The organism is Gluconobacter japonicus (assembly GCF_002723975.1).
GTDB classification, from domain to species: Bacteria; Pseudomonadota; Alphaproteobacteria; order Acetobacterales; family Acetobacteraceae; genus Gluconobacter; species Gluconobacter japonicus.
Genome location: NZ_BEWO01000011.1, coordinates 83,495 through 109,846, shown reverse-complemented (window position 1 = coordinate 109,846; position 26,352 = coordinate 83,495). Strand labels below are relative to the sequence as shown.

The window sequence follows — 26,352 nt, the reverse complement described above, 5'->3', positions numbered from 1 at the left end:
CACAGAGAAAAAGCTCTGGATTGACGACAATCTATTCCGCCGCCTGCCTGTCTGGGTCGTTAGGTGGAATGTCCGTGTCATGTTGGGCGTATAACTTGCTTCCCCGTCCAATCCACAAGCGATAATGCCGCATAAAATCACTGCCAAGCAGGACATCTCCCTCAGGAATGTCATCAACAACAGTCAGTCGGACATTATGAAAAATGATGTCACCGACTTCGAGTGTTGAAAAAAGGTGATGATACGCTTTCAAAGGATCGTGGGTCACGCCCCATGCCAAGCTAACAGGATCCTGCTTTAGCATCTCACGTGTTACACCGGCATGACGGGCTGTGCTCATTGTAATAAGCGTATTGGTGGAACCGGTATCTAGAGTTGCATCCGCCGCATGGCCATTAATTTTGACCTCCAGCATTGTCCTCAAATATCTGGACGGGTCATGAGTAACATGAATGGTGTGAATTCTTTCTCCCCAACCGGGGGTCGGACTTGGGCAATCTTCCGTCCTGACCAAGCGAACGACATGATCAGGAATATCAATGATCGTGTCGTAATTGCTGAGAAAATCGTTTCCGAATAATCCTACGATCGGAAGACCGTTGATGGATGCTCCAAATTTTCCAGCCGCGATAGCAGCAAAATTTGTCGCTTTGGACGGACCCATTTCCAGGCTGTCAATTTTTACAGCCTGACTGAGTTCTCCACCTCCAACACCCTGGATGCTTCCAAACGCTCCCAAAACCTCTAGTCCCAAAGGATCAATATGAGATGTTCCGATCAGGGACATCATAGCACCGGTATCAACAATGAGAGCCACCGGATGGCCATTGATACCTGCTCGAACAACAGGAGAGCCAGAGCGGTTGATGATAGGCATCACGCCGCTCGTATAAATCTTGCACTGAAGTGGCCCTGTTGGCGCACAGGCTGCCAGTCCTGACATCAGCATTCCGATAACGGCACCCTGCCCCCATGCTCGCATACCGCTTGTCATCCCGCTTTTCATTGTTGCAAACCATGACACTTGTCCCGCAGGAGCAAATTCTCCCGCAAGTGACTTTTTTTGTTCGAAAAGCATTTTTTTGAAAAAAGCCTCTTGTCACCCCCCCGGGAGATTGGTACATCACCGCCACCGACCGAGAGGACGCCAACACGGTTCCAAACGGACGGTCCCAAAATCGCTGAAAAGCGGTTTGCGGGTGTAGCTCAGTTGGTTAGAGCGCCGGCCTGTCACGCCGGAGGTCGCGGGTTCGAGCCCCGTCACTCGCGCCACTCTCTTAAAAGAGTGGCCTAAAAACTCCTCCAAAAAAGCTTAAAACATTCTATAAAACCTGATTGAATTAGGTTTTCCTTATCATTCCACCGTTACAAACCGTTGCACTTCGTTCTGAAGCGATACGGCCTTGGTAAGGATGCATTAACTCTACCGTACGACACTGATGTCTCCGTTTTTTTCCTCAAGGATGCATCATGTCTTCAAGCATTTCTTCCGTTGGCGCATCTGCCATGTCGTCTCTGTACAGCACCACAAGCAGCCAGAGCTCGTCTTCAACGTCCTCCACTCAGGAGACAACGACGACCACAACCAACGCTGACGGATCCGTCACAACGACGGTCACTGATTCTTCGGGAAACATCGTTTCTGAAACGACGACTGGCGGGACGTCTTCCAAATCCAGCAGCAATCATGAACTGGATGTCACCGCTTAAAAAAAGACTGGGTCAGGCCGTAAGATAAACATCCAGCACTTCGTCTGGCGTTCCATCCATCCGGATCCGGCCATCTTCCAGCCAGATAACCCGCGTGCACCATTTACGCATCACATCTGGCTGGTGAGTAGAGATCACCAGAATATCCGCGTGCTGGACCATGGCCTCAAGACGCTCCTGCGCTTTGTTCATGAAAGCGCCATCGCCCGCTAAAAACCATTCATCCATCAGCAAAATCTGCGGCTTCACAGCCGTTGCCAGACCAAAAGCCAGACGAACCGTCATGCCCGAACTGTAAGTTTTTACAGGCATATCCATATACGAACCTAGGTCGGCGAAATCCTGCACGTCTTGGTCAATCTGGCTGATTTCCACCTTGGATAGTCCAGCATGAAGACCATAGAGGCGTATATTCTCCCGCCCCGTCAGTTCCATATTCATGCCGAGGCTGGCATCCAGAAGTGTGCCGATAGACCCTTCCAGCCTCACACGGCCACCAACCGGTTCGTAAATACCCGCCATCGCACGCAGAAGCGTAGTTTTGCCCGCACCGTTCCTGCCGATCAGTCCAAGCCGTTCTCCGGATTTCAAAACAAAGCTGACGTCCCGCAGAACACTCACTACGGTGCGTTCACGCCCATCCTGCATGAGGTGAGCTGCCGGTGAACCTGGACGCAGGCTGGAGATCGTGTTGCCGACATGCTTTTTCAGCGAGCGGCTCTGACCATGATAAAGTGGGAAATCGATCTGAAGCCGATCAATAGCGATGCTGGGCATAGGTCAGATCCAGTAAGGGATACGGGCGCGCATCCGGCAGAACAGGGCCGCAGCCAGCCCCCACAACAGAACGCCCTGAGCAATTGCTGCAATCCACAAGGATGAGCGCACATCCTCTCCCATCAGGGGCGCGCGCACGATTTCGAGGATGGGATAGAAGGGATCCAGCAACAGATACTGACGCCCTACATAGATGAGATCCGGCTTCCAGATCACGGGCGTAACGAAGAAGAAAATCTGAAGGATCGAAGCCATAATTGGCGCGATGTCCCGGAAGCGGGCACCCAACATACCAATCAACAAAATGATGGCAAAGCTATCCAGAAACCAAAGTGGCAGGCTGACCAGCAGGCTCCAGCTCTGCTTTGGCCAGACATGATAAATGCCGAATACGACCGCAACTACCACAACATTGTGCAGAAACGTCAGCACATTGCGGACGACAAGCCGGATAACCGGAAGCGTCGCCGGGATGCGCCTTGCATGAAAGAGAGACGTACTCTGTGTAAAGACCGTCGCAGCATCGTTAATGACACCGCTGATATATCCCCAGAGCACCATTGAAAGGGATAGGAACGGCAGATAATGCGGCAGATCCATATGAAAGAGATAGCCATAGACGACCCCCATGGCCGCAACCATGATGGCCGTTGAGAGCGTCAGCCAGAATGGCCCAAGGATCGAGCCGCGATACCGCAGTTTGATATCCAGCCAGCCCAGCGCAAGCGCAAGCGGCAGCAGGCGCATACCCGCGTTCAGGTCGTTCAGGGCGGCCCGCACACGGCCGAATCCTCTCTGTGGCGAAAGATCAAGTATGGGAGTACGGGAGTTGCTGTCTTCCATGAGCCTCTCCCTACCATGAAAGACGTTTCTGCCCACCCCTGCGTGGCAGTGGAAACACATCCTGACGCATAAAAGAATGTTTTCCCTTGCATCTGGCGTCATCCTCGCCGACATGCTGCGGTCATGTCTTATGCTGTGAAGGAAATGTTCGTAACTCTCCAGGGAGAGGGTGCGCAGACGGGTCGTGCGTCCGTGTTCTGCCGGTTTGCCGGGTGCAACCTGTGGTCAGGCCGAGAGCAGGACCGCGAGACGGCGGCCTGCCGCTTCTGCGATACGGACTTTATTGGAGTGGATGGTGAAGGCGGTGGCCGTTTCAAGACCGCTGCCGAACTGGCTGAAACCATTGAGCAATGCTGGAAAAGTGCTGCTGACGAGAGTGGACGGCGTTACGTCGTCTTCACAGGGGGCGAGCCTCTTCTGCAACTGGATGCGGAACTGATTGCTGCTGTCAAAGCCAATGGGTTCGAAATCGCCGTTGAGACGAACGGGACAATTGCCGCACCTGATGGGATCGATTGGGTCTGCGTCAGCCCCAAGCCGGGTGGCCCTCTTGTTCAGACCAGCGGTGCGGAACTGAAGCTCGTCTATCCACAGACTGAACTTCCGCCTGAAATGTTCGAGAACCTGTCGTTCCAGCATTTCTGGCTTCAGCCTATGGATGGTCCTGCACGACTGGAAAATACACAGGCTGCGGTGGCTTACTGTCTCGCGCACCCTCGCTGGCGCCTGTCGCTGCAAACTCACAAACTGATCGGAATCCCATGAGCAACGCCGCACTCGTTCTGTTTTCCGGCGGCCAGGATTCCGCAACATGTCTGGCCTGGGCACTATCACGCTTCGACCGTGTCGAAACCGTTGGATATGCATATGGTCAGCGCCATCTCGTAGAACTCGAATGTCGGGACACACTCCGCGCTCGAATGGCCGAGCATTCCCCGGAGTGGAAGGCGCGTCTTGGCGAAGATCACACGATTGATCTCGCCTCCCTCGGCGCTTTGTCCGAAACGGCCCTGACACGCGAAGCCGAAATCGGTTTCAGCGAAAGCGGTCTGCCGAATACTTTCGTACCGGGCCGCAACCTGATCTTTCTGACCTTCGCGGCTGCCCTCGCCTATCGTAGGAACGTCAAGCACATCGTCACCGGTGTGTGCGAGACCGACTATTCGGGCTATCCAGACTGCCGGGATGACACGATCAAAGCTCTTCAGGTCGCGCTCAATCTCGGCATGGACCAGCGTTTCGTCCTTCACACACCTCTGATGTGGATCGACAAGGCACAGACCTGGGATCTAACAGAAGAACTTGGCGGCAAGACGCTCGTTGATCTGATCAACCATGAGAGCCACTCGTGCTACATGGGAGACCGGACCCATCATCACGCCTGGGGCTATGGCTGCGGTACCTGCCCGGCCTGTGAACTTCGTGCGGAAGGCTGGCGTCGATACTGCGAGAGCAAAGCATGACGGCAGAACTCGTCTTCACCCGCCGTTTCTGCATGGGCCATCGGCTGATCACCGGAAGCAGCGAGAAATGCGCCATTCCGCACGGCCACAATGAATATGTGAAGGTGACACTCAGGCCCGTGGAAGAGACGCGTCTGGACGGTCATCAGAATATGATCCTGCCATTTGCAGATGCCAAAACGCGCTGGCATGATTTTGTGGATAACAGCCTCGATCATGCTCTTCAGCTTTCGGAGCAGGATCCGCTTCTGGCATGGTTCCGGGATCATGAACCTGAGCGTGCGCGCAGGATCGTCGTCACGCCCGGCGACCCGACAACCGAAGTTATGGCCGCTCTGCTGCTCGCCAAACTGACGGCCATTCTGGCCGATCAGGGGAGCAGTCTGTGTGTTCACGCATTGGAACTGGAAGAAACGCCGACTAACACTGTGCGTCTGACGGGTGATCCGACATTTTATCTGCCGAAAGTCAGCCGGTCCCCACAGACATGCTGGTGGAACCGGGCTGACATGAGCATTTCAGACTTCTGAAAGTTTTCAGCCGCGTAGGAGCGACAGAATTTCCATCCGCGCGGTATGATCATGCTTCCATGTTCCACGCGCTACGGTTGTCACGGTTGTAGAGCCGGGTGAACGAACGCCACGCATACTCATGCACATATGCTCGGCCTCGATTACGACCAGAACGGCTTCCGGCGCCAGAACATCTTCCATGGCCTGAGCAACCTGATCGGTCATACGCTCCTGAAGCTGTGGGCGACGGGCAAAACCTTCCACCACACGCGCCAGCTTGCTGAGACCTGTCAGGCGGCCACCCGCTGGCAAATAGGCCACATGAGCCTTGCCATGCACCGGAAGCAGATGATGCTCGCACATGGAGTGGAAGCGAATATCCTTCACAATCACCGCAGCATGATGCTGATCTGCGGAAAACTGCGTCTTCAGATGCTCCCGCGGATCTTCATACAGGCCACCGAAAACTTCCAGATACATCTTGGCCACACGTTGCGGCGTATCCTGCAAGCCTTCACGCTCCGGGTTTTCACCCACCGCTTCCAGAATGGTCCGGACAGCATTGGCAAGCCGTTCTTCCGCATCCGCAGGCCGTGACAAAGCGCCCAGCGGTCGCTGATCGTCCTTGCAGGCGGTCATGGCAGTGGCGTTCAGATCGGTCATGGCGGGTTTCAGGCTCCTTCGTTCCCCGACGCGGTGCAATCCGGATCACGCCGGGTCACATCTCCGCTGGTGCGAGGCAGGACTGCTAGCGCGTCCGCCACCCGGCGTCCACCGATGACATGGTTCGCAGCAATTTCAGCCAGGGGTTCGAGGACGAAGGTGCGTTCAAACAGGTGCCGATGTGGAACCGTCAGAATACGATCGGACAGACTACGTTCATCATAATACAGAACGTCGATATCGACGGCCCTGGCGCCCCATCGCATCCCCGGAACGCGTCCCAGATCACCCTCAATGGCCTTGCAGACCCTGAGCAGGGCATGAGGAGACAGCGTCGTATGTCCTATGGCACAGAGATTGACGAAAGCAGGCTGATCAATCCCGCCCCATGGAGCACTGTCGTAAAAGGAAGACACATCCGTGATCTCCAGACCATCTTCCATGGACAGACGGTCCAGAGCCGCATTGAGGGTCGCTTCGCGCGTGCCCAGATTGGCCCCCAGCGAGAACGCGACCTCATGACGCCTATGCTGTGTCACGGTAGCGGCTGTTTCGGACACTGAATACGGCACCGGAGCGGATGGTTTGTGAACGGTTACAAGAACCACTTCAACACGGTCCAGGCGCTTCAGAATGTTATCCGCAATCCGTCCCGCCAAAGCCTCGATCAGGTCCATTGGCGTGCCGGTGACACTTTCCGCTGCGATCTCACAGAGCGTGCCGTAACAGACCGCCTGTCTGTAATCATCCTCAGCAATCGCGCCTGACAGATCAGCCCGGATTTCGATATCAACAATAAATCTCTGCCCGATACGGTTCTCTTCCGGCAGAACGCCATGATACCCGAAGAGGCACAGATCCCGTACGAAGACGGACGTCAAAGGCGCCGAAATCATACAGCCTCCTTGAGAACGCGCCGGATAGAAAGAGCGTCAGAATGTTCTCTGATATCGTGAACGCGCAGGATATCGGCCCCCAGATCTGCCCCAACCAGATTAGCTGCCAATGTTCCAGCCAGACGGTCTTCTATCGGTCGCCCCAGCAGATACCCAAACAGGGATTTCCGGGAGAGACCAAGCAGGATCGGGAGTTCGTACTCCGTCTTCAGAACGCCAAGAGACCCGATAGCCTGAACATTCTGATCCTGCGTCTTTCCAAACCCTACCCCGGGGTCAAGAATGAGGCGCTTCCTCGCCAGACCGGCTTTTTCGGCAAGTTCCAGAGAGTGATCGAAAAAACGCCGCCAGTCTGCCAGCAGATCAAGCTGGTCATCGACCTCATAGCGGTTGTGCATGATAACAGCGCTGGCTCCGCTGTCCGCAATCACGAACGGCATATCCGGGTCTGAATGGAAGCCCCAGACATCATTGATAAGCCGTACACCGCGCTGCAAAGCCTTACGGGCCACGACAGATTTCGTCGTGTCAACCGACAGAGGCACTCCTTCTGGAACAAGTCTGCCAAGGACGGGTTCGAGCCTGGCCCATTCCTCATCTGCCGGGACTGACCGAAAGCCAGGGCGTGTGGATTCCGCACCGATATCCACAATGTCTGCACCATCCGCCAGCATTTCCCGGGCATGCGCCAGCGCTGTCTCAGGAGACTGAAAAAGACCTCCATCCGAAAATGAGTCCGGCGTGACATTCAGGATGCCCATCAGTGCCGGCCGTCCCATGGCATGAGGTTTGGACAGCCAGAGCGCATGCCCCTCAGAGGCAGACAGAACATGCTGTTTCATCAGACGTGCGAGACCTTGCCGATCAAGTCGATCAAAGAGGGCTGTCTCAAACCTGCGTAAAAGAACATAGAGGAAGGGAATCCCAAACCAGATCTTCCGCAGGGCATGGACGGCCAAGGAGATATCCCTGCACCTCATTGCATCCCTGCGCTTGCAAAAAGCGGTAATGCTCCAAAGAGGATACCCCTTCTGCTGTTACGGCGATACCCAGATCCACTGCCAGTTCAATCGTGTTGCGCACGATGGCTGCACTTCGGGAATCCTGAAAGAGATCCTGCACGAAAATGGTATCGAGCTTAATCTTGGAGAATGGGAACAGACGCAGATAGCTGAGCGCGGAAAAACCGGTACCAAAATCATCAAGAACCAGTCTGACGCCCTGCTGGTCCAGCAACTGGAACGCATGGTAAACGGCGGGTTCAGGATGCAAATCGAGCATTTCCGTCACTTCGATCTGCAAACGTCCCGGATCCAGACCTGCATGTGAGAGAACCGCCAGAATCCGTTCAGCCACATAGGGTTGAGAAAAGCGTGAGGCCATCATGTTGACGGCAACCCAGAGGTGAGACGGCCAGTCCACTGCTGCATTGCAGGCCGTTTCAAGAACCCAGAAATCAAATTCGCTCCCCTGTCCGGAGAACTCGATCAGGCCGATAAGCCTTTCAATGGAAAGCGGTCCATGTCGAGAACCACTCCACCGGGACAGAGCTTCAAAACCATTGATCTCTCCCGTCTGGGCATCCACTACAGGCTGGTACACGAGCGAGAAAGTCTTGTTCTGAATAGCCTGCTTCACATCCTGAAGCAGGGCCTGCTGGCGCTCTTCATCTTCCTGTGTGAGGCGTTCGTAAAATGAATACCGGTTGCAGGGTTTTTCTTTTGCATCATGCAGGGCTATGTCGGCAGCTTCGAGCAGGGTCTCAAGACTTTGCCCCTTGCAGGGAACCGGAGAAATCCCGACCGCCACTCTGGCGGCAAGACTCATCCCGTCATTCAGGATGAGGGGCTGTTCGAGCAACGCGACCAGTTCTAGAGCCATCAGCTTCGCGTTTTCTGGCCCGAAAGAAACAGGTCCCCGAGCAATCGGGAAAAACGCGAATTCCGTTATCCCGTAACGCCCCGCGACACCGAATTTTTCTTTGGTGAAATGTAAAAAACGTTTTCCGATTTCGGAAAACAAGACATCCCGCAAAACGCTATCGTGCGTCTCCACACCGTCATGCAAGAGTGTATCCACTGACAGCAACATGAGACTGCACAAAGAAGGCTGAGTCATTTTTTCAAGCAGTCTGGCTTGCAACTTTTCACAAAACGCCAGACGGTTTGGAAGGCCCGTCAAATCATCATGCCGGATCCGCGCTGCGTAAAGGATTCTTGTCCTGCGTTGTCTCGTAATATCAGCGCCAATCCCGCGATATCCCTGAAAAAATCCCTGTTTGAATACTGGATGGCCAGTCATAAGCCACCAAGCTGTTTCTCCGCCGGAATTAACCGGTATGCAGAGATCTCTGAAGGCCAGCCTGTTGGCGAGGCAATGACCAAAATGCAAAGAGTCAGACATGGGCTGCCCGTCGATCCAAGGCAAAGGTCGGCCCGGTTGAATCACAGGCAAGGCCAGAAGATCAACAAGCGGTAACCCTGCAATCTCTTCAGCGGACTGCTTCAGAAGTACGCAAAAACCATCGGACGGCGCCTGCACGCAGCCATCCGCATCCGTGAGCCAAATCCAGTCACCGGTATGACTGTCGGAGCCACGGGTCATCATGCTGATGATCTCGTTTCGCTCCCGCTGCTCGATGCGGTCCAGAAGAAGCCGTTGCAACAGATAACGGGCCAGATGGCTGCCCCCAATCACGAACAAACCGCAGACTATTATTTCAAGGAAAATCGAAAGAATGGTAAATGCCAGCGCGCCACAGAAATGCTGCGCCATCACCAGACAGGCTGCCGCGACGACAGGAAGTGTCAGAGCTTCAACGGCTCCACTAACAACCGAACATAGTAACAGGGGCGCAAAAAGCCCCGTACAGACGATCACTGCAAGAATATGAATGCGTTCACTTGGAAGATTAAAAACACAGACAAGAAACCATCCCCAGACCACACCCAGGGCGCCATTCAGCAGCCTGAGCGATCTGGCAATCTGCGCATAGGTCCAAACATACTCAATTTTTTCGCCACATACTGCTCCCTTCAAAACAGATCTTTTTCTGAGCACACGCTTGTAGAAGCTAGCGAGGAAGAACCATTTGGAAAAACTCCATACGCCTACAAGGCTCTCGACACAGACCGCGAGCATAAGGGCTACTTCGCGATCCACTGACCACAGACAGACACCCGCGACTGCCGCGCTGAAGAATTGAGCAAAAAGAAAGAACGGGAGGAAAAGCGCCAAAATACGCAGACGATAATAATCAAATGCAGCTTGCAAATGCTTTGGCACATGGGCCGGCCCCGCAGGAAAAGCCCGGGCCAACATCCGAGCCGTGCGAGACACCAGAAATTTGAATATACACCGCGAGAAGAAGACGCGCTCGAGATGCGAAGCATCCCCGTCTCTCTCAGAAAACGGCTGTTTCTCTTTACTGTTCCTAGAATTGAACGGTAAATTCAATGCGAAGTCGCTCCTTGCTTCGCGGGTCTTTTTGTCTGCCATCAGGGCTGTACCAGAGGAGCATTCTGTTTCGGTCAAAACCTCAAATGACGTCTTAAAGCCGGAACCTGAGGTATATGATGAAAGATTACACAGATTATCTTCAAGAAAAACCCGCCAATCAAGAATTCACCTGCTGCAAATACCTACAGCAGGTATAATTTCAGAAACCTGGCGGGGCATATCCTATGACTGGAATCAGGACTTTCGAGCCTGCTCCAGAAATGCATCCATTTGATTAGCACTCAATGCCCCAGGCGCAATGGCTGCCGAACCGAAAATAAAGGTCGGGGTTCCATCAAGCCCAATGGCGCGCCCCTGATCCAGATTGGTCGTAATCAGTGCGACAGTCGCGGTCGAACTCATGTCCGTCTTGAGCCGATCAGCATCCAGCCCATTCGCCTTGGCCAGTTCCATGACGCGCTCCATGGTCGGCTTGGTCGTGTCTTCCATGAGCGCCTGACGCATAACGCCGTATTTTCCCTGCGCACTGGCGGCGAAAATAGCGCGTGTATCCAGAACACTTCCACTTCCCAGAACAGGAATGACCTTTTCAACCAGCCGGACGTCCGGGTGACGTGCCAGGAAACGGTCAACTTCCGGGATCATGGCGCGGCAGTAGGAACAGCGCGGATCATAGAATTCTACAACCGTGATCTTTCCTTTCGGATTACCTCGCACTGCATAATCCGGCGCGGTCTGAAGATCATGCAGATGAGCCCGCACAGCCTCGAGTGCCGAATCCTGTTTTTGTCGTTCCGCCTTTTCCCGGAGGGAGCTGATCGCATCCGTCAGAATGGATGGATCTTCTTTGAGAGCCTGCCGCAGGATCTGAACAACTTCGGTGCGCTGCGCAGGCGTGAAGGTCTCCGGCTGGCTTGTAGGCGCAGCTCCTGCCACGTTTTCACTCAGGGAAAACATGGAAAAAGCGGCAAAAGCCGTTGCGAGCAAAGGATGTTTCACGGGCAGCTCCAGATTGGCAGACGTCGTGGCACCGTAACGGCAGCTCATGATTAAAGAAAGACTGTCACAAAGAGAAGCAGCCAAGGCCCCTCCCACAAGAGCGCAATACCCGTTATGACTGGAAATAACTGAACGTCAGAGCTGCTTCTTTTTCGGAGCAACTCGCTTGCCGGACCCAAGACCAGAGAGTGGAGAAACGCCAGGTGGCGCACCGTCGAAACCAGATTTCCATCCACGGCATCGTCAAAGCACGCCGTGCCTCCATCCTTCTGGCCTCGGTAGCCTCGGGGCTCCTCCTGTCAGCATGTTCCAGCATTCCAGGTATCAGTTCTCTCGTTGGCCCTGCTGCTGCCCCTGCCCTGACAGGCAGTATCGGAACAGTCGTCGCTGACGAACCCCAGGCCGCTCTGGTCGGGCATGACGTTCTGGCTCGCAGCGGCAATGCGGCTGACGCAGCAGTTGCAACAGCTCTTGCTCTCGGTGTCACACTCCCGTCCCGCGCCTCCTTTGGCGGCGGTGGGGCCTGCATTGTTTCCCGCCCGAATTCCCCCGCGGAAAGTGTCAGTTTTCTTCCTCTCCCTGGCACAAGTGCTGGCGGAGACCGACCAGCCTCTACGCCCGCCATGCTGCGCGGCCTCTATCTGATCCAGCATCAGTATGGCTCTGTTGAGTTCAATGATCTGATCGCACCGGCGATGAACCTTGCCAGTAATGGCGTCACCGTCAGCCGTGCGCTGGCCTCCGACCTGTCAGTTGTCCGGACAGCCCTCCTGGCAGATGAGAGCGCGCGCGCAGTCTTCGGACGCGGTGAGGCCGGAACGGTAACCGCAGGTGACAGCCTGATCCAGCAACGCCTCGCAGGCTTTCTCGAACGCGTCCGCTCTGCAGGCGTCGGCGATCTCTACAACGGCGCACTGGCTGACGTTTATGCAACGGCTGCCCAGAAAGCTGGTGGACGCCTCAACGACGAAGACCTTCGCAAGACTCTCCCCATCCAGACCGTCGCTCTGACGACCCAGGCCAATGGTCTTACGGCAGCCTTTCTGGCACCCCCAGCCGATGGTGGACTAGGCGCTGCAATTCGCTACACAACCGGCGCTTCTGCTCAGGGTGCTGTTGCTTCCTGGCGCGCTTCGGGTGCCACGGATATTGCAGCCGCACAGGCTGCGCTGGATAGCGGCAAGAGCGGTAGTGGTTCTCTACCCTCCCTGCCGGCTTCCACATCTTTCGTCGTAACAGATCGCAACGGCATGGCTGTCGCTTGTAGTTTGAGCGAGAATAACCTGTTCGGTACGGGCCGTATCGCTGGCAATACCGGGATTGTTCTGGGGGCCTCTCCAGCTTCAACGCCTCGCCCACTTCTGGCCGCTGCCATCCTACGGGATCGTCGCGGTCTCCGCGCAGCGATCGCAGCATCCGGCCAGAATGATGCAGCCGACGCCGTCGGTGAAGCGGCACGGGCTGTTGCTCAAGGAGCAGAGATTGCCCATTCCGGCTCAGGCCGTGTCAATGCAATCACCTGCGCAAGCGGTAGCGCCTGCCACGGTAACACCGACCCACGTGGTGCTGGTCTGTCCGCTGGCACCACAAACTGACATTACCCGGTAAAACTTCGCACCAAACTCCCCGCCACAAGTGACCAGCCGTCCACGATCACGAAAAAGATCAGTTTGAACGGCAGGGACACGGTACTGGGGGGGAGCATCATCATGCCAAGGCTCATCAGAACACTCGAAACGACGAGGTCAATGACCAGAAATGGCAGATACAACAAAAAACCCATTTCAAAACCACGACGCAATTCGCCGATCATGAAGGCCGGAACCAGTACCCGCCAAGGTGTATCCACCAACTTTTCCGGCGGCTTTTCATGAGCGATATTCAGAAAAGTTGAAATATCGGCCGGTCGTGCCGTTGCAGCCATGAAGTCATGAAACGGCTGCGCCACCTTGCTCAGTCCTTCCATTTCCCCAACCTGCCCCGCCATCATTGGTGCCACACCAGTATCCCAGGATTTCTGGAGCGTCGGCTGCATCACGAAGAGCGTCAGAAAAAGAGCTAATCCGATAAGAACCGTATTCGGCGGCGTACCCTGCGCGCCCAGCGCACTTCGCAACAGGGACAGCACAATCACAATCCGGGTAAAAGCCGTGACCATGACCAGAAGACTGGGAGCAAGGGACAGAACGGTGATGAGCGCACTGAGCTGCACCAGACGGCTGGTCGTCCCAGCTCCGCCAGACTGCCCCAGATCAATACTCACTGCCTGGGCATGAGCCAGATGAGGAATGAGCCACGGCAGTGCCAAAACAAGAAAAAGCACCCAACGCTTCACGAGGCATCCTCCAGAGCGGACGAAAAAGCTGCGCCCTCATTCTGCCATTCCAACAGAACGTCCTGTGTCCCGCCTGTTAAAACCAGAACTTCACGATTGCCATAGCGCACGACCGAAAGACGCCGCGTCCGATCCAAAGCCATCTGTCCAACCAGCGACAATGCCGCAGTTCCGCCTTTCTGACCGCTACGCTGCGGCGAAACGAGCTTCAACAGAGGCTTGAGGCAGACAAGCAGCACAATTACGAACATTAGCGCTGAGCAGGCAGTCAGACCGTCATGCAAGGTCATGGCATCAGGTTTCCTTCACTTTGAAAGGAATGATGCAGGACAAAGATTAATAGACGCCTAATACCGCGCCATTCTTTCTCAAATTCTCATCACGCAGCCACCCTATCCTCCAGAATCGGAACCACCATCAACCATTTATTAAGCTGTTTCGTCCATGATCCCTCCTGTCGAGCCGCTATCCGGCACCGCAGGGAGGAAAACTGCACCAATGCGCAACACAGACACCACCTCAACCAGTGGAACTAACCTGTTTGCCTTGGGTCAGGACCGCCTGAACTGGCTACAGGCCCGTCAGCAGGTTCTGGCAGGCAACATCGCCAATGCAGACACACCCGACTACAAACCCAAGGATGTCTCTCCCTTCGAGGCGGCTTTGGGCCAGTTCGACATCACGCCCGTTGCGACACAGCCCGGTCATTTCGGGGTCAGCACCTCTGATACGTCCGTGCGGGAAGTGGACTCCGAAAGTTCGCTGGATGGAAACCAGGTTTCCCTCGACCAGCAGATGGAACAGGTGGCTGACGTCAACGACCAGCAGCACCTCGCGGTCAATATCTATGGAAAATACATGAGCATGTTCCAGACGGTTCTTGGTAAATAAGGCGCCCTGACACATGAACCTCTCGAATACCATTGGCATCTCCGCCAGCGGCATGGACGCACAGGCCCAGCGCCTTCGTGTCGTCGCTGAAAATCTGGCCAATCAGGATACGACCGGCTCAACGCCCGGCGCCGATCCCTATCGTCGCAAGACGATTACTTTTTCAGAGCATATCGACGACGATACCGGCGTATCCTCAGTCGATGTCCATGACATTGGCCAGGACATGTCAGACTTCCAGACGAAATATGACCCGTCTCATCCAGCAGCGGATGCAAAGGGTTACGTCAAGATTTCCAACGTGGATTCCATGGTGGAGATGATGGACATGCGCGAGGCGGAACGGTCCTACGAAGCCAACCTCAATACGATGCAGAGCGCGCGCACCATGCTGTCGCGCACGCTCGATCTTCTGAAGTAATCCATGATCACATCCCTTTCCCAGGCCCATAGTGCCTACGCCCAAAGTTTGCAGAACAGCCTCCAGACAGGCGTGACGGACGATGTTCCCGACGGCACATCCGGCAATGATTTTGGCTCTGTCATGTCACAGGCGGTCAAGAACGTCATTGCCACAGGCCATGATGCTGAAGCCCAGTCAGCCGTCGGCCTGAACGGTGGCGGAGACATGACCCAGATCGTCACAGCCGTTTCCAACGCTCAACTCGCGCTCCAGACGTCAACCGTCATCCGGGACCGGATGGTGCAAGCGTATCAGGACGTCATGAAAATGACGATCTGATCCATGCAGGCGATCGATCTCGGCGCCATTCTTGAGCAGACGTTCATCGTTGCCCTCAAGTTGAGTGCCCCCGCCCTGCTCACGGCTCTTGTGGTTGGATTGCTGGTCTCTCTTGTGCAGGCGGTTACGCAGCTCAATGAAAGCACACTGTCCTTCGTCCCAAAGGTCATTGCCATTGGCGCTGTCATGATGATGGCAGGGTCATTCATGACAGCAACGCTCCTTACATTCACACGCCATCTTTTTGACCAGCTCATTCTCGTCGGCACAACATGACTCCCATGTTTCTGCCTACGGACCTCGCAGGGCCCGCGCTGACGGAATGGGCCCTCGCTTTCCTGCTCGTTCTGTCCCGCACGGGAGCGACGGTCATGGTCATGCCGGGACTTGGGGAACAGTCTTTGCCCATGGTGGTCCGGGCTGGCATTGCCCTGACGCTGACCTTTCTGGTCCTGCCTCTCGTTGCTCCTCTGCTTGATATGGGCAGGCTTGATGCTCTGGGGCCCTTGGGGTTGGGCGGGATGATTGCGGTTGAGCTCTTTGCGGGCGTTCTGATCGGCTGGCTGGCCCGGCTCATCACCATGGCCCTTCCTATCGCAGGCCAGATGATCGCCATGTTTATCGGTATCTCCAGCGTTCTCCAGCCAGACCCGGATCTTGGCTCAAGCAGTTCAGCTCCGGCCAGATTCATGAACCTTCTTGCGCCCCTGATGCTTCTGATCACCGGAGCCTATATCTTCCCGGTCAGGGCAATGATTGGCAGTTATGGCCTCATTCCTCCCGGGGGTGCCCTTATGGGCCAGACTGCCATTGATCATTGGCCAATCCTCGGAGATGCAGCACACAGCGTCATCCAAATGACTGGTAAAGCCTTTGCACTGGGACTGGAACTCAGCGCGCCCTTTCTCATCCTTTCCCTGATCTGGGAAATGATGCTTGGCATTATGACGCGCCTTCTTCCTGCTCTACAAATCTATAATGCCGCTAATCCTCTTCAGATGCTGGGAGGAATTGCCCTTCTTGGACTGACGCTGCAGGCCATGCTGACCGTCTGGCAAGGACAGGCCTTTGACGTGCTGCGCGCTCTGCCGGGTCTGTAATCCATGGCAGAGGCAGAAGACAGAACAGAAGCCCCGTCCCAACAACGGCTTCAGAAAGCCCGGGACGATGGTCAGATTGTTCTCTCCCGTGAAGCCATGAGTTTCATCGTCCTGCTGGCCGGAATACTGGGTGTTTTTACACTTCTGCCTTTTCTAGTGACGGATTTTGTCCGCAGCATGCAGAGCCTGATGGCCAATGCCGGGACTGTTTCCATGGTTCAGGACGGTCTTCTGGCCGCTACAGAACATTCCATTGTCGCGGGGCTGAAACTGGCTCTTCCCGTCGCTGGTCTGGTCACGGCCCTCACGTTGGCGGCAGGTTTTTTACAAACGGGTTTTCTGATTCATCCCGCCTCACTCCTCCCTAAGATGTCCCGTGTTTCACCTATGGCCGGTCTGACACGCATCCTTGGTGGCGGTACTCTGCCGGATACATTCAAGGCCGTTATCAAGCTGCTTATTTTTACGGCAGTCCTCTGGCACCTTGCCAAAGGCATCATTCCCGATGCGCGCAGTATGACGGGTCTGACTACAGCGGCCATCCTGACAAAAATTGCTCATCTGGGTTTCAGCGGCGCCATCAGCATGGCTCTGGCACAACTTGTCATTGCGGGCGGGGATATTTTCTGGATGCGCTTCCGCCACACCGCCAAGCTCAAGATGAGCCGGGAAGAACTGAAAGAAGAATATCGGAACACGGAGGGCGATCCTCACATCAAGGGGCAACTCAAGGCCCTTCGAGCCAGACGGGTCAAACAGCGCATGATGGAAGCCGTCAAAAACGCAACAGTTGTCGTAACCAACCCCACCCATTATTCGGTAGCGCTCGTTTACGAGAAGGGGAAATCCAGCGCACCCCGAATTGTCGCTAAAGGAATGGATGATCTTGCTGCTCGGATCAGGGAGACGGCGCAGGATCATCGTATCCCGGTCGTCTCTAACCCGCCTTTGGCGCGTGCGCTCTTTCCTCTTCCTCTTGAAAGCGAGATTCCAGCGGAACATTTCAAAGTGGTCGCCGCGATCATTGCCTATGTCTGGAAACTTAAAAGGCCAGGCAGCCGGAATATCCCGGCCGAATAAAAATCTTGCCTTTCCCGCATCTTCCCTCTTGGCGAAACCGGCACGAACCATAATATGAGCACCAGAACATTTGTGAACACGACACGCTTACCGACTGAAATCTGCCCTATGCGGCAAAGAATGCGCGGTCTATCGTGTTCCTCTTTGCCAGCCATGAGCGATTACGAGGATTGAATGGACAAGACCAAGGCGCTTGAGGGCGCACTCAGCCAGATCGAGCGCGCATTCGGCAAAGGGTCCATCATGCGCATGGGCCAGCGTCCGAAAGAGCAGGCCGACGTTATTTCAACCGGTTCTCTGGGGCTTGATATCGCCCTCGGCATTGGTGGCATGCCACGTGGGCGTATCGTCGAAATCTATGGTCCGGAAAGCTCCGGCAAGACGACACTCGCCCTGCATGTTCTGGCAGAAGCCCAGAAAAAAGGCGGAACAGTTGCCTTCATTGACGCCGAACATGCGCTTGACCCCGGCTATGCCCGCAAGCTTGGCGTCAACATTGATGAGCTTCTTCTGAGCCAGCCGGATGCAGGTGAGCAAGCCCTTGAAATCTGCGATACGCTGGTTCGTTCCGGCGCTGTAGATGTTCTCGTTGTTGACTCTGTGGCTGCTCTGGTTCCCCGTGCGGAACTGGAGGGGGATATGGGCGACAGTCATGTTGGTCTGCATGCCCGCCTCATGAGCCAGGCCCTGCGTAAGCTGACAGGGACAGTGGCGCGCTCGAACACACTGGTGATTTTCCTCAATCAGATCCGCATGAAGATCGGCGTGATGTTCGGCAACCCGGAAACAACGACGGGCGGCAATGCGCTGAAATTCTACTCTTCCATCCGACTTGATATTCGCCGTATCGGGTCTATCAAGGACAAGGATGAAGTTGTCGGTAACCAGACGCGCGTAAAGGTCGTCAAGAACAAGATGGCGCCTCCGTTCCGTCAGGTCGAATTCGACATCATGTATGGCGAAGGCATCAGCAAGATGGGCGAACTGCTTGATCTCGGTGTGAAAGCCAATATCGTCGAGAAATCCGGCGCATGGTTCTCCTTCGACAGCCAGCGCATTGGACAGGGCCGCGAAAACGCCAAGCAGTTCCTCCGGGAGCACCCGGAGATGTCTGGTGAAATCGAACGCCGTATCCGTGCTGACGCAGGCGTCGTGGCTGACGCCCTGATGGTGGGCCCAGACGCGGCAGATGACACCTCTGAAGACTGAACTTCTTAAAGAAAGGGGCTCTCTCAAGAGCCTCTTTTTTCGTTAAGCGCGCAAAACTCCTGCAGAACTCTCCAAACCGTATTCCCTCGGGTTTTCACTAAAAATTATCAAACCACCTCGTCCTGAGGATTTTACCTGATACAGAGCTGTATCACTGGCTTTGAAAAGAGTGCTGATCTCTTTCAGCCGGGACGAAGATATCGCTCCACCAATACTCAGACCGATTTGAAAGATCCTGCCTCGATAATGAACGGGTTCTTCAAGACTTGCATGAATTCGTGCACCGATCTGCTCTAAAGCAAGTTCATTGGAGGTTTTGCGTGCCAGAAGGGCGAATTCATCGCCTCCCAATCTGGCAATACATTCTGTTGGAAGGCGCACAGATTCCAGGCGCGCTGCGATTGCCTTCAGAACAAAATCCCCTGCATCGTGCCCAAAAGCGTCATTGATCTGCTTGAAGTAATCAACATCCAGAAGCAGCAAACCGACTTCTTCTCCTCTGCTCCTTTTCCTCAGCATAAGAGCGGAATGTTTCTTGAACATTCGTCTGTTAGGAAGCCCCGTCAGGGCATCATTCTCGGAAGCAATACGCAGTTTCCGTTCAGCCTCTCTCTGGCGCGTTACGTCTCTGGAAAGGCAGAGAATAGCTATGATCGCACCATCTGCTCCCATCACAGGCGTTAAAATATTATCCCAATAGACAGTTTTCTGACCCGGAAGTTCGCTCCGGCCAGAAAATGATGCCTTGAATCCTTGTCTTGCTCGGGAAAGCGCACGTCGCCCACGGGCTCGAATATCTTGCGGAAGCAACTCAAGCCATTTCATGCCAAACGCGGTCTTGCCATGCTCCAAGCCTAAAGCCTCACAACCCGATCTGTTCATACGCAGAAGGGTTCCATCGCAGGACAGAAGCTTGATGCAGTCCACACTGGCATCGAGCATCAGAGTAAGCCTGTCCAGATCCTGCCGGAGTTGCAGGTCGTGCTCGTGCGAAGAGTTTTTCTTCATAAAATCTTCCCATGCCTCCTCTAGGACATGACGAAGCTTTATTTTGAAAAAAGGTCAATAAGAGGACAATGTCCCTCAACAAGAATCAACGATAACTTATAATTTTTAAGTATTATTTGATGATATATTAACGAACTACATTGCTTATAGAACTCTCGGGGGAAGCATAATTATGCCTCCCCCAATCCTGATTACCCCATCATTCAGCGACAGCTTTTCGTCCGCCGCGCAGGCGCTCCCAGAGATGAGCACCCTTAATAATGACTTTTGCAATTGCTGGCGTTGTCGTCGGACGCAGCAGGCGCGGATCGTAACCAGCAAAACGACGATCATTCTCATCAAGGCAGAGCTGCATCAGCTCAGGAACCTTAATGTCGATATTCGTCATGTCCTTGGCGCCAGTTACCGTGAAATTGTTGTCCTGCGTATGCTCCTCGCCATTGTCGTCAATGGAACGGGCTAGTCCCATGCGCTCGTAGGCTAGGAAGATCCAGACGCCAATGACGCGCAATTCGAACCATGGACGCTTCCAGAACGGCATAGTCGCACGGTGCCAGGCCAGCCAGTTGGCAAAGAGTAGAATGTGACGGCACTCTTCCTGCATGACAGGCTCGAACGTCTCAATCAGTTCCATCGGAAACAGACCAGCGCGCTCAGCCAAGGCAAACAGGCCGAACGCGAAGAAACTATCTACACATTCGGAAAAACCCGTCACGAGATAGGCCCATTCCGTGTCCTTAGGCTCCACATAGGGAGGCTCAGGCGCCATCGGAATTTTGTAGGCTTCGACCAGCTTGCTCAGAACTTCCTTGTGCCGGTTTTCTTCCCAGGCATTGCGGGACAAGGCGTCCTTCATGTCCGGGTCATCAATCATCGCAGCATAGGCTGCCATCCGCAGACGGGCCTTACCCTCAGTCTGTACGGCAATGTCCCAAATCGGCAGAGACGTGATGCGATGCAGCGTCTCCGGGTCCAGTTCCGGCCAGTCGATGACAGATGGCTTGTATGGATTAAACGTGTCGCGGAACATCTGCGCGACAGCCTTCTTGTGCTCTTCCGTTCCCGGCTTGAGAGGTCCCTTGATCGGGCTGCTCCAGTGACGCGCTTCGTAATCGACGCGTTCAAGCGTCTTCTCCGACGGTGCGTCGGGAAGGTGGGAATAGATGTCAGCCAGGCTTTTCATGATATTTTCGCGGCGTGCCCTGCGACACGCCGTGCCCCTTGGAGCTTGTCGTTTTACTTCAGATCGGTCGCGGAGTGGATGATACGGTTCACTAGACCGTATTCAATCGCTTCCTTTGCGGACATCCAGTAGTTGCGGTCCGTATCCTTGGCGACCTTTTCATAGGTCTGCCCGGTTTCCTTGGCGAAAATCCGGTTCAGACGCTCGCGCATCTTGATGATCTCGCGGGCCTCAATGTCGATATCCGTTGCCGGACCACGCACACCACCCATCGGCTGATGAAGAAGGAAGCGTGTATTCGGCAGGCAAACGCGACGTTCCGGACGGCCCGCCGCATAGATCAGCGCACCGGCGGAGGCGACCCAGCCCGTGCCAATCATGTTGATAGGCGCAATCGAATCCACAAAGCGGATCATGTCATGGATCGTGTCGCCACTTTCTACATGGCCGCCTGGGGAGTTCACATAGACGTCGATCGGCTTGTCGGACGACCCAGCAAGCGCCAGCAGGCGTCCCGTGACGTCACGCGCGATCTTGTCGTTGATCCCACCAAAGATCAGAACCTTGCGCTGGTCGAACAGGCGGCTTTCGAGTTCGCTGATCGGGCTGTTCAGCGTCTTGTTGTCGTCTTCCGGTGCCTCTGGGGCATCGGGCTCGTCGTCCAGACGGGTAAGGGTCATTCTGGTGATGTCCATGTCGTTTCCAGATCCATCGTGCGTCTTCATCCCCCTATCCTGCGCTTCGTTTGCCTTCATGCCAAGTCCGGGAAAGACGAAGTCTCGCCATCCCGATCACGAACCGCTAGTCTCCGCGCTGTTCAGAGATTTGACGAAGGCAGGAACGGCACAGTGGGTTCAGGGAACACGACGCATCCCGGGAAAGCGGTAACGCGCAGAAATGCGGGAAAGATTTCGTTCATGCTGCTGCTGGCCGCGCCCCTCTTTACCGCCTGCCAGCATCAGGACGCCGTCGATGTTCCGACTGGATGGTGGCATAGTTTTGAGGGCGGCGAGATCGCCAAACTGCGTCCGCCCCCGCCGGGACAGAACCTGCCATACCCACATGTTGGCCGTACCCCGGCTCAAAATCCGGAAATGCCGTCCCCCGAGGCACGCGTTAACCTGACAATGCAACTGGAAGCCCAGCGCAATCTGGCCCAGCGCGAGAGTGCGGCCCAGGGCACACTTCCCACCATACCGCCACCGCCGCCGAAAACCGCACCGTCGGCCGTTAACCCGACCGGGACTGAACCGGAAGAGCAGAACAACCTGACCATGACGTCAGTAGGACAGCCAGCGGACACAACACCTCCTGTCAATGCGGCTCCAGGAGCAGCTCCGGGAACTCCTGCGCCTGCCACCAAGCCTGCCACCCCATCAAAAACGCCACAGCCAACCACGCCAGAGGCCGAACTTCCGCCAGTGGTTGCTGCAGCAATTCCGCCAACGCCTCCAGGAGAGTTTCCGCAGATCGGCGCGCTTCCACCACCGCCGCCACAGTTTCCAGGCTTTGATCTTCCCCGAGATGCCAATCTGACTGGCCCTCTCCGCCCGGACATCGATACCTCCACCCCGGAAGGCACGCTGATCCGCTTTCAACCTTCGACAGATCACGTCGTAGGGGACCCTTCGAGCGACTATCAGCGAATCATTTCCCAACGCGGGGATCAGAAAATCACGATTCTTGGCTTTGGCGCAGCCATGAGTGCGGATGCCGGCCTGTCTACGGCCGATCAGGGCCGTGAAATTGCGCTCGGGCTTTTGCGCGCCCGCGCAGTCGCCAATGCGCTTATCCAGCGAGGCGTCCCGGCTTCGGCCATCGTCCTGCGCGCCGAGGCCATCGGCAACGGTGTTCGCGTCCGGAATGGCGGCTGATCAGGTCTGAAAGGAACATGTCTTAAAGGACTGTTCCTCTTACAGAAAAACCTGTCTATCGTGCCTCTTCCCGTAATCTTCTTACCCTGAGCTGGTCATGACCGAAGAGTTCCACCGCATCCGCCGCCTGCCGCCCTATGTGTTCGCTGAAGTGAACAAGGCCAAGGCTGCCGCGCGAGCGGCCGGTGAGGACATCATTGATCTCGGCATGGGCAACCCGGACAGTGCTCCGCCGGCTCATGTCGTGCAGAAGCTTGTCGAAACCGTCGGTGACCCGCGCGCGCATGGCTATTCCGTCAGTCGTGGTATCCCCGGTCTGCGTCGCGCCATGGCGAACTACTATGAGCGCCGCTTCAATGTCTCCGTCGATCCAGAAACGGAAGTCATCGCAACGCTGGGGCCAAAGAAGGTCTGGCCAATCTGGCCGCTGCCATCACCAGCCCCGGTGACACGATCCTGGTGCCGAACCCGTCCTACCCTATCCATCAGTTCGGGTTCATCATCGCAGGCGCGTCCGTCCGCTCCATTCCGGCCACACCGGATGAGGACATGCTGCGTGCGCTGGACCGTGCCGTACGCCACTCCGTTCCGAAGCCAACCGCGCTGATCGTCAACTTTCCGTCCAACCCGACGGCCTTTGTTGCCAATCTCGATTTCTACAAGGAAATCGTGGCTTTCGCGCGCCGGGAAAACATCTGGATCCTTTCGGACCTCGCCTATAGCGAGATCTACTTCAATGCGGATGAACCACCGCCATCCCTGCTGGCCGTACCAGGCGCGAAGGATGTGGCCGTGGAGTTCACCTCCATGTCCAAGACGTATTCCATGGCGGGCTGGCGCATGGGTTTTGCCGTTGGCAACCCGAAGCTGATTCAGGCCCTGACGCGTATCAAGTCCTATCTGGATTATGGTGCTTTCACGCCGATCCAGGTGGCCTCGGTCGCGGCTCTGAATGGCCCACAGGATTACGTGTCCGACATCCGCGCCATGTATAAGGATCGCCGGGACGTTCTGCTGCGCGGCCTGAGCTCTGCTGGCTGGGATGTTCCTGCTCCTGCCGGATCCATGTTCGCATGGGCCCCTATTCCCCCCGCTTTCGCTGACATGGGGAGCGTGGAATTTTCCAAGCTTCTGCTGAAAGAAGCTGGCGTGGCCGTCGCACCCGGCCTCGGCTTTGGCGAATATGGCGAAGGGTTCGTCCGGATCGGACTTGTTGAAAATACTCAGCGGCTGCGTCAGGCGACGCGGGCCATCAAGAGCTTCATGAGCCGGCACGGTGCCGGTGCATCGACCGCTGATCTTCTTGGAGCTGCATCATCGTGAAACCACTGCGGATCGGACTGGCCGGACTAGGGACTGTCGGTGTCGGCGTCATTCGTCTTCTTCAGAAGAATGCCGAAACGATTACGGCCCGGGCCGGTCGGCCGATCGAAGTGGTCGCGGTCACGGCGCGCACCCGGGACAAAGACCGCGGCGTCGATCTGTCTGGCATGCGCTGGCATGACGAGGCCGTGTCCGTCGCGCAAGACCCGGAGATCGACGTTGTTGTCGAACTGATCGGTGGCTCCGAAGGTCCGGCACGCGACATGGTGGAAACTGCCCTGACGCGCGGTATCCCGGTTGTGACGGCCAACAAGGCACTCGTTGCGCTACATGGCTCGGAACTGACGCGTCTCTCCGCCGAAAATGCTGCGCCGCTTTTCTTTGAGGCTGCGGTCGCTGGCGGCATCCCGGCCATCAAGCTCGTCCGCGAAGGACTGGCTGCTGATCGCCTGGATAGCGTGGGCGGCATCCTGAATGGCACCTGCAATTACATCCTCACGGAAATGCGCACGACCGGACGCGATTTCGGGGATGTGCTGACAGAAGCGCAGGCCAAGGGATACGCAGAAGCAGAGCCTTCCACGGATGTTGATGGCTGGGACACGGCTCACAAACTGGCCATTCTCGCCGGGATTGCCTTCCAGCCGATCGTTTTCAACACCCTTCCCGTCCACGGTATCCGAGATGTGACAGCCTCGGACCTGACGTTCGCCAATGAACTGGGATACCGTATCAAACTGCTCGGTATGGCTCGCGCCACCGGGGATAACGGGATCGAAGCGTGGGTCCGTCCCTGCCTCGTCCCTGCCAAGGCAGCCATTGCCGCCGTGGAAGGGGTTTTCAATGCCGTCACCACACAGGGGCCGTTCAGCGGTCCCATCACAATTTCCGGCCGTGGCGCTGGCGAAGGCCCAACGGCAAGCGCCGTGGTTGCGGACCTGATCGACCTGGCCCGCGGGGCAAATCTCCCGGTCTGGGGCGTCAAAAGTGCTCCGGCACCTGTGTCCTGCACAAGTCTCGGGGAATTGAAGAGCGCATTCTATATCCGTCTGGATGTGGAAGATCGTTCTGGTGTCATGGCCGATCTGACATCCGTTCTCCGTGACCATGATGTTTCCGTGCATTTTGTCTCGCAACATGACGCTGCGGCGGGACGTGCACATCTGGCCCTGGTGACGCATCAGGCCCCAGAAAAGGCTATTTCTGCAGCTATAACAGCACTTTCCGCGCTCCCAGTTGTTAATGGGGCTCCTTTAGTGCTCAAGATCGAGGATTCTCTCCAGTGATCGATCCCACAAGTGTTCTTCCTTACCGCGTTACCGACCGCAACTTGGCGCTGGAGCTTGTCCGCGTCACGGAAGCGGCCGCCATTGCCTCTGACCGCTGGACAGGCCGAGGCCTGAAGAACGACGCAGATGGTGCGGCCGTTCAGGCCATGCGCGCCGCCTTTGATACGGTTGCCATTGATGGCGTCGTCACCATTGGCGAAGGCGAAATGGACGAAGCACCGATGCTCTACATCGGTGAAAAAGTCGGCTCCGGCGGCCCAGCCATGGACATCGCGGTCGATCCGCTTGAGGGCACGAACCTCTGCGCCAAGAGCCTGCCGAATGCCATTACGGTGGTTGCCCTCGCCGAGCGTGGCAAGTTCCTGCATGCCCCAGACATCTACATGGAAAAGATTGTCGTCGGACCGGATCTGCCGGATGATGTCGTCAATCTGGACTCTTCCATCGAAGAGAACCTGCGCAATCTCGCGAAGGCCAAGAACCGCGATATCTCGGATCTTGTCCTCTGTACGCTTGATCGTGAGCGCCACGAAGAACTGATTGCCCGTGCCCGTCAGGCCGGTGCCCGTGTTCAGCTTCTGAGCGATGGTGACGTTGCGGCAGCTATCGCGACCTGTATCGATGGTGGTGGCGTGGATCTTTACGCTGGCTCAGGCGGTGCCCCCGAAGGCGTTCTGGCAGCCGCAGCAATCCGCTGCATGAATGGCCAGATGCAGGGCCGCCTGCTGTTTGAAGACGATGCACAGCGTGAACGCGCCCGTGAAATGGCCGATGGCAAAGATCCGACGCGCCTTCTTGGACTGCACGACATGGCCGCCGGTCACGTTTTGTTTAGCGCTACAGGCGTTACCACTGGTTCCCTGCTGAAAGGTGTCGAGCGTATCGGTCCGACGCGCGCAAAGACGCATTCGATTGTCATGCGTTCAAAATCAGGCACAGTTCGCTATATTGAGAGCCATCACGACTTCAGCCTGAAGACAAATCGACCATCCTGAA

The 26,352-nt window shown here is 55.9% G+C and carries 28 protein-coding genes, 1 tRNA gene and 1 pseudogene; 17 read left to right on the top strand and 13 right to left on the bottom strand.

Annotated elements, in window-relative coordinates:
- Nucleotides 1–31: 31 nt before the first annotated feature.
- On the bottom strand, nucleotides 32–994 hold the full coding sequence (locus tag GJA01_RS09405) for a retropepsin-like aspartic protease family protein (protein WP_062504274.1): 963 nt from the start codon (nucleotides 992–994) through the stop codon (nucleotides 32–34).
- Nucleotides 995–1,195: 201 nt separating this feature from the next.
- On the opposite strand from GJA01_RS09405, the gene GJA01_RS09400 reads away from it, so the two are divergent.
- Nucleotides 1,196–1,272, top strand: a tRNA-Asp gene (locus tag GJA01_RS09400).
- Between the two features lie 198 nt (nucleotides 1,273–1,470).
- On the top strand, nucleotides 1,471–1,710 hold the full coding sequence (locus GJA01_RS09395) for a hypothetical protein (RefSeq protein ID WP_062504250.1): 240 nt from the start codon (nucleotides 1,471–1,473) through the stop codon (nucleotides 1,708–1,710).
- A 12-nt stretch (nucleotides 1,711–1,722) separates the two neighbouring features.
- On the opposite strand, the gene GJA01_RS09390 is transcribed toward GJA01_RS09395, so the two are convergent.
- Entirely contained in the window at nucleotides 1,723–2,487 is a 765-nt protein-coding gene (locus GJA01_RS09390; protein ID WP_062504248.1) for an ABC transporter ATP-binding protein, read from the bottom strand.
- Nucleotides 2,488–2,490: 3 nt separating this feature from the next.
- Nucleotides 2,491–3,330, bottom strand: a complete 840-nt coding sequence (locus GJA01_RS09385) for an ABC transporter permease (protein WP_062504246.1) — start codon at nucleotides 3,328–3,330, stop codon at nucleotides 2,491–2,493.
- A 123-nt stretch (nucleotides 3,331–3,453) separates the two neighbouring features.
- Here GJA01_RS09385 and queE point away from each other — a divergent pair, with 123 nt between their 5' ends.
- From queE to GJA01_RS09370, 3 genes are read left to right on the top strand one after another with little or no spacing between them, the layout of a single operon-like run.
- On the top strand, nucleotides 3,454–4,095 hold the full coding sequence (gene queE, locus GJA01_RS09380) for a 7-carboxy-7-deazaguanine synthase (RefSeq protein ID WP_062504244.1): 642 nt from the start codon (nucleotides 3,454–3,456) through the stop codon (nucleotides 4,093–4,095).
- A complete protein-coding gene (gene queC, locus GJA01_RS09375) occupies nucleotides 4,092–4,793 on the top strand; it encodes a 7-cyano-7-deazaguanine synthase QueC (RefSeq protein ID WP_062023040.1) in 702 nt (233 codons plus the stop codon). The genes queE and queC overlap by 4 nt, the downstream gene beginning before the upstream one ends.
- On the top strand, nucleotides 4,790–5,323 hold the full coding sequence (locus tag GJA01_RS09370) for a 6-carboxytetrahydropterin synthase (RefSeq protein WP_062504243.1): 534 nt from the start codon (nucleotides 4,790–4,792) through the stop codon (nucleotides 5,321–5,323). The genes queC and GJA01_RS09370 overlap by 4 nt, the downstream gene beginning before the upstream one ends.
- Nucleotides 5,324–5,329: 6 nt before the next feature.
- On the opposite strand, the gene folE is transcribed toward GJA01_RS09370, so the two are convergent.
- The 5 genes from folE to GJA01_RS09345 all read right to left on the bottom strand — a co-directional run bounded on the left by folE (nucleotide 5,330) and on the right by GJA01_RS09345 (nucleotide 11,373).
- Complete coding sequence (folE, locus tag GJA01_RS09365) at nucleotides 5,330–5,968, bottom strand: GTP cyclohydrolase I FolE (RefSeq protein WP_082785272.1); 639 nt, start codon at nucleotides 5,966–5,968, stop codon at nucleotides 5,330–5,332.
- A gap of 8 nt (nucleotides 5,969–5,976) precedes the next feature.
- Nucleotides 5,977–6,864, bottom strand: coding sequence for a 2-amino-4-hydroxy-6-hydroxymethyldihydropteridine diphosphokinase (folK, locus tag GJA01_RS09360; RefSeq protein WP_062504241.1), 888 nt, complete (start codon nucleotides 6,862–6,864; stop codon nucleotides 5,977–5,979).
- The gene (gene folP / locus GJA01_RS09355) at nucleotides 6,861–7,706 is read right to left on the bottom strand and encodes a dihydropteroate synthase (protein WP_062504269.1); all 846 of its coding nucleotides are present in this window, start codon (nucleotides 7,704–7,706) and stop codon (nucleotides 6,861–6,863) included. Before folP ends, folK begins: the two co-directional genes overlap by 4 nt.
- A gap of 46 nt (nucleotides 7,707–7,752) precedes the next feature.
- On the bottom strand, nucleotides 7,753–10,149 hold the full coding sequence (locus GJA01_RS09350) for a putative bifunctional diguanylate cyclase/phosphodiesterase (RefSeq protein ID WP_253783318.1): 2,397 nt from the start codon (nucleotides 10,147–10,149) through the stop codon (nucleotides 7,753–7,755).
- A gap of 408 nt (nucleotides 10,150–10,557) precedes the next feature.
- Nucleotides 10,558–11,373, bottom strand: a complete 816-nt coding sequence (locus tag GJA01_RS09345; protein ID WP_099282348.1) for a DsbA family protein — start codon at nucleotides 11,371–11,373, stop codon at nucleotides 10,558–10,560.
- A 152-nt stretch (nucleotides 11,374–11,525) separates the two neighbouring features.
- On the opposite strand from GJA01_RS09345, the gene GJA01_RS09340 reads away from it, so the two are divergent.
- Nucleotides 11,526–12,917: a gamma-glutamyltransferase gene (locus GJA01_RS09340; RefSeq protein WP_172794476.1), complete on the top strand. Its 1,392-nt coding sequence runs from the start codon at nucleotides 11,526–11,528 to the stop codon at nucleotides 12,915–12,917.
- A gap of 2 nt (nucleotides 12,918–12,919) precedes the next feature.
- On the opposite strand, the gene fliP is transcribed toward GJA01_RS09340, so the two are convergent.
- Both fliP and GJA01_RS09330 read right to left on the bottom strand, forming a co-directional pair.
- On the bottom strand, nucleotides 12,920–13,657 hold the full coding sequence (fliP, locus tag GJA01_RS09335) for a flagellar type III secretion system pore protein FliP (RefSeq protein WP_010500815.1): 738 nt from the start codon (nucleotides 13,655–13,657) through the stop codon (nucleotides 12,920–12,922).
- Nucleotides 13,654–13,947 (bottom strand): flagellar biosynthetic protein FliO, encoded by a 294-nt coding sequence (locus GJA01_RS09330; protein ID WP_062504236.1) that lies wholly within the window; start codon nucleotides 13,945–13,947, stop codon nucleotides 13,654–13,656. Before GJA01_RS09330 ends, fliP begins: the two co-directional genes overlap by 4 nt.
- 208 nt (nucleotides 13,948–14,155) lie before the next feature.
- Between GJA01_RS09330 and GJA01_RS09325 the strand changes: the two genes are divergently transcribed.
- The 7 genes from GJA01_RS09325 to recA all read left to right on the top strand — a co-directional run bounded on the left by GJA01_RS09325 (nucleotide 14,156) and on the right by recA (nucleotide 18,679).
- Nucleotides 14,156–14,548 (top strand): flagellar basal body rod protein FlgB, encoded by a 393-nt coding sequence (locus GJA01_RS09325; RefSeq protein ID WP_061932798.1) that lies wholly within the window; start codon nucleotides 14,156–14,158, stop codon nucleotides 14,546–14,548.
- Nucleotides 14,549–14,561: 13 nt separating this feature from the next.
- Nucleotides 14,562–14,969, top strand: a complete 408-nt coding sequence (flgC, locus tag GJA01_RS09320; protein ID WP_062504234.1) for a flagellar basal body rod protein FlgC — start codon at nucleotides 14,562–14,564, stop codon at nucleotides 14,967–14,969.
- A gap of 3 nt (nucleotides 14,970–14,972) precedes the next feature.
- Nucleotides 14,973–15,290 (top strand): flagellar hook-basal body complex protein FliE, encoded by a 318-nt coding sequence (locus GJA01_RS09315; protein WP_062504232.1) that lies wholly within the window; start codon nucleotides 14,973–14,975, stop codon nucleotides 15,288–15,290.
- Between the two features lie 3 nt (nucleotides 15,291–15,293).
- Nucleotides 15,294–15,566: a flagellar biosynthetic protein FliQ gene (locus GJA01_RS09310; RefSeq protein WP_007284585.1), complete on the top strand. Its 273-nt coding sequence runs from the start codon at nucleotides 15,294–15,296 to the stop codon at nucleotides 15,564–15,566.
- Nucleotides 15,563–16,390, top strand: a complete 828-nt coding sequence (locus GJA01_RS09305) for a flagellar biosynthetic protein FliR (RefSeq protein ID WP_062504230.1) — start codon at nucleotides 15,563–15,565, stop codon at nucleotides 16,388–16,390. Before GJA01_RS09310 ends, GJA01_RS09305 begins: the two co-directional genes overlap by 4 nt.
- A gap of 3 nt (nucleotides 16,391–16,393) precedes the next feature.
- Complete coding sequence (locus tag GJA01_RS09300) at nucleotides 16,394–17,470, top strand: EscU/YscU/HrcU family type III secretion system export apparatus switch protein (RefSeq protein ID WP_062504228.1); 1,077 nt, start codon at nucleotides 16,394–16,396, stop codon at nucleotides 17,468–17,470.
- Nucleotides 17,471–17,644: 174 nt separating this feature from the next.
- Nucleotides 17,645–18,679, top strand: coding sequence for a recombinase RecA (gene recA / locus GJA01_RS09295; protein WP_010500791.1), 1,035 nt, complete (start codon nucleotides 17,645–17,647; stop codon nucleotides 18,677–18,679).
- 42 nt (nucleotides 18,680–18,721) lie between these two features.
- On the opposite strand, the gene GJA01_RS09290 is transcribed toward recA, so the two are convergent.
- The 3 genes from GJA01_RS09290 to GJA01_RS09280 all read right to left on the bottom strand — a co-directional run bounded on the left by GJA01_RS09290 (nucleotide 18,722) and on the right by GJA01_RS09280 (nucleotide 21,565).
- A complete protein-coding gene (locus GJA01_RS09290; protein WP_062504226.1) occupies nucleotides 18,722–19,687 on the bottom strand; it encodes a GGDEF domain-containing protein in 966 nt (321 codons plus the stop codon).
- A gap of 199 nt (nucleotides 19,688–19,886) precedes the next feature.
- Nucleotides 19,887–20,870, bottom strand: a complete 984-nt coding sequence (locus GJA01_RS09285; RefSeq protein WP_010500788.1) for a ferritin family protein — start codon at nucleotides 20,868–20,870, stop codon at nucleotides 19,887–19,889.
- Between the two features lie 53 nt (nucleotides 20,871–20,923).
- Entirely contained in the window at nucleotides 20,924–21,565 is a 642-nt protein-coding gene (locus GJA01_RS09280) for an ATP-dependent Clp protease proteolytic subunit (RefSeq protein ID WP_026017357.1), read from the bottom strand.
- A gap of 222 nt (nucleotides 21,566–21,787) precedes the next feature.
- On the opposite strand from GJA01_RS09280, the gene GJA01_RS09275 reads away from it, so the two are divergent.
- The 4 genes and pseudogenes from GJA01_RS09275 to glpX all read left to right on the top strand — a co-directional run bounded on the left by GJA01_RS09275 (nucleotide 21,788) and on the right by glpX (nucleotide 26,351).
- Nucleotides 21,788–22,744, top strand: coding sequence for an OmpA family protein (locus GJA01_RS09275; protein ID WP_062504267.1), 957 nt, complete (start codon nucleotides 21,788–21,790; stop codon nucleotides 22,742–22,744).
- A 97-nt stretch (nucleotides 22,745–22,841) separates the two neighbouring features.
- Nucleotides 22,842–24,067 (top strand): annotated as a pseudogene (locus tag GJA01_RS09270) (LL-diaminopimelate aminotransferase).
- Nucleotides 24,064–25,353, top strand: coding sequence for a homoserine dehydrogenase (locus GJA01_RS09265; RefSeq protein ID WP_062504224.1), 1,290 nt, complete (start codon nucleotides 24,064–24,066; stop codon nucleotides 25,351–25,353). Before GJA01_RS09270 ends, GJA01_RS09265 begins: the two are co-directional and overlap by 4 nt.
- Nucleotides 25,350–26,351 carry a class II fructose-bisphosphatase gene (glpX, locus tag GJA01_RS09260; protein ID WP_062504222.1) on the top strand — a complete coding sequence of 334 codons (1,002 nt, stop codon included), beginning with the start codon at nucleotides 25,350–25,352 and terminating at the stop codon, nucleotides 26,349–26,351. The genes GJA01_RS09265 and glpX overlap by 4 nt, the downstream gene beginning before the upstream one ends.
- The last annotated feature ends 1 nt before the right edge of the window (nucleotide 26,352 follow it).

Excerpts from the sequence above, each read along its gene's own strand:
- GJA01_RS09405 (WP_062504274.1), bottom strand. The coding sequence starts at position 994 with ATGACAAGCGGTATGCGAGCATGGGGGCAGGGTGCCGTTATCGGAATG.
- GJA01_RS09395 (WP_062504250.1), top strand. The coding sequence starts at position 1,471 with ATGTCTTCAAGCATTTCTTCCGTTGGCGCATCTGCCATGTCGTCTCTG.
- GJA01_RS09390 (WP_062504248.1), bottom strand. The coding sequence starts at position 2,487 with ATGCCCAGCATCGCTATTGATCGGCTTCAGATCGATTTCCCACTTTAT.
- GJA01_RS09385 (WP_062504246.1), bottom strand. The coding sequence starts at position 3,330 with ATGGAAGACAGCAACTCCCGTACTCCCATACTTGATCTTTCGCCACAG.
- queE (WP_062504244.1), top strand. The coding sequence starts at position 3,454 with ATGTCTTATGCTGTGAAGGAAATGTTCGTAACTCTCCAGGGAGAGGGT.
- queC (WP_062023040.1), top strand. The coding sequence starts at position 4,092 with ATGAGCAACGCCGCACTCGTTCTGTTTTCCGGCGGCCAGGATTCCGCA.
- GJA01_RS09370 (WP_062504243.1), top strand. The coding sequence starts at position 4,790 with ATGACGGCAGAACTCGTCTTCACCCGCCGTTTCTGCATGGGCCATCGG.
- folE (WP_082785272.1), bottom strand. The coding sequence starts at position 5,968 with ATGACCGATCTGAACGCCACTGCCATGACCGCCTGCAAGGACGATCAG.
- folK (WP_062504241.1), bottom strand. The coding sequence starts at position 6,864 with ATGATTTCGGCGCCTTTGACGTCCGTCTTCGTACGGGATCTGTGCCTC.
- folP (WP_062504269.1), bottom strand. The coding sequence starts at position 7,706 with ATGAAACAGCATGTTCTGTCTGCCTCTGAGGGGCATGCGCTCTGGCTG.
- GJA01_RS09330 (WP_062504236.1), bottom strand. The coding sequence starts at position 13,947 with ATGACCTTGCATGACGGTCTGACTGCCTGCTCAGCGCTAATGTTCGTA.
- GJA01_RS09325 (WP_061932798.1), top strand. The coding sequence starts at position 14,156 with ATGCGCAACACAGACACCACCTCAACCAGTGGAACTAACCTGTTTGCC.
- flgC (WP_062504234.1), top strand. The coding sequence starts at position 14,562 with ATGAACCTCTCGAATACCATTGGCATCTCCGCCAGCGGCATGGACGCA.
- GJA01_RS09315 (WP_062504232.1), top strand. The coding sequence starts at position 14,973 with ATGATCACATCCCTTTCCCAGGCCCATAGTGCCTACGCCCAAAGTTTG.
- GJA01_RS09310 (WP_007284585.1), top strand. The coding sequence starts at position 15,294 with ATGCAGGCGATCGATCTCGGCGCCATTCTTGAGCAGACGTTCATCGTT.
- GJA01_RS09305 (WP_062504230.1), top strand. The coding sequence starts at position 15,563 with ATGACTCCCATGTTTCTGCCTACGGACCTCGCAGGGCCCGCGCTGACG.
- GJA01_RS09300 (WP_062504228.1), top strand. The coding sequence starts at position 16,394 with ATGGCAGAGGCAGAAGACAGAACAGAAGCCCCGTCCCAACAACGGCTT.
- recA (WP_010500791.1), top strand. The coding sequence starts at position 17,645 with ATGGACAAGACCAAGGCGCTTGAGGGCGCACTCAGCCAGATCGAGCGC.
- GJA01_RS09290 (WP_062504226.1), bottom strand. The coding sequence starts at position 19,687 with ATGAAGAAAAACTCTTCGCACGAGCACGACCTGCAACTCCGGCAGGAT.
- GJA01_RS09285 (WP_010500788.1), bottom strand. The coding sequence starts at position 20,870 with ATGAAAAGCCTGGCTGACATCTATTCCCACCTTCCCGACGCACCGTCG.
- GJA01_RS09280 (WP_026017357.1), bottom strand. The coding sequence starts at position 21,565 with ATGGACATCACCAGAATGACCCTTACCCGTCTGGACGACGAGCCCGAT.
- GJA01_RS09275 (WP_062504267.1), top strand. The coding sequence starts at position 21,788 with ATGCTGCTGCTGGCCGCGCCCCTCTTTACCGCCTGCCAGCATCAGGAC.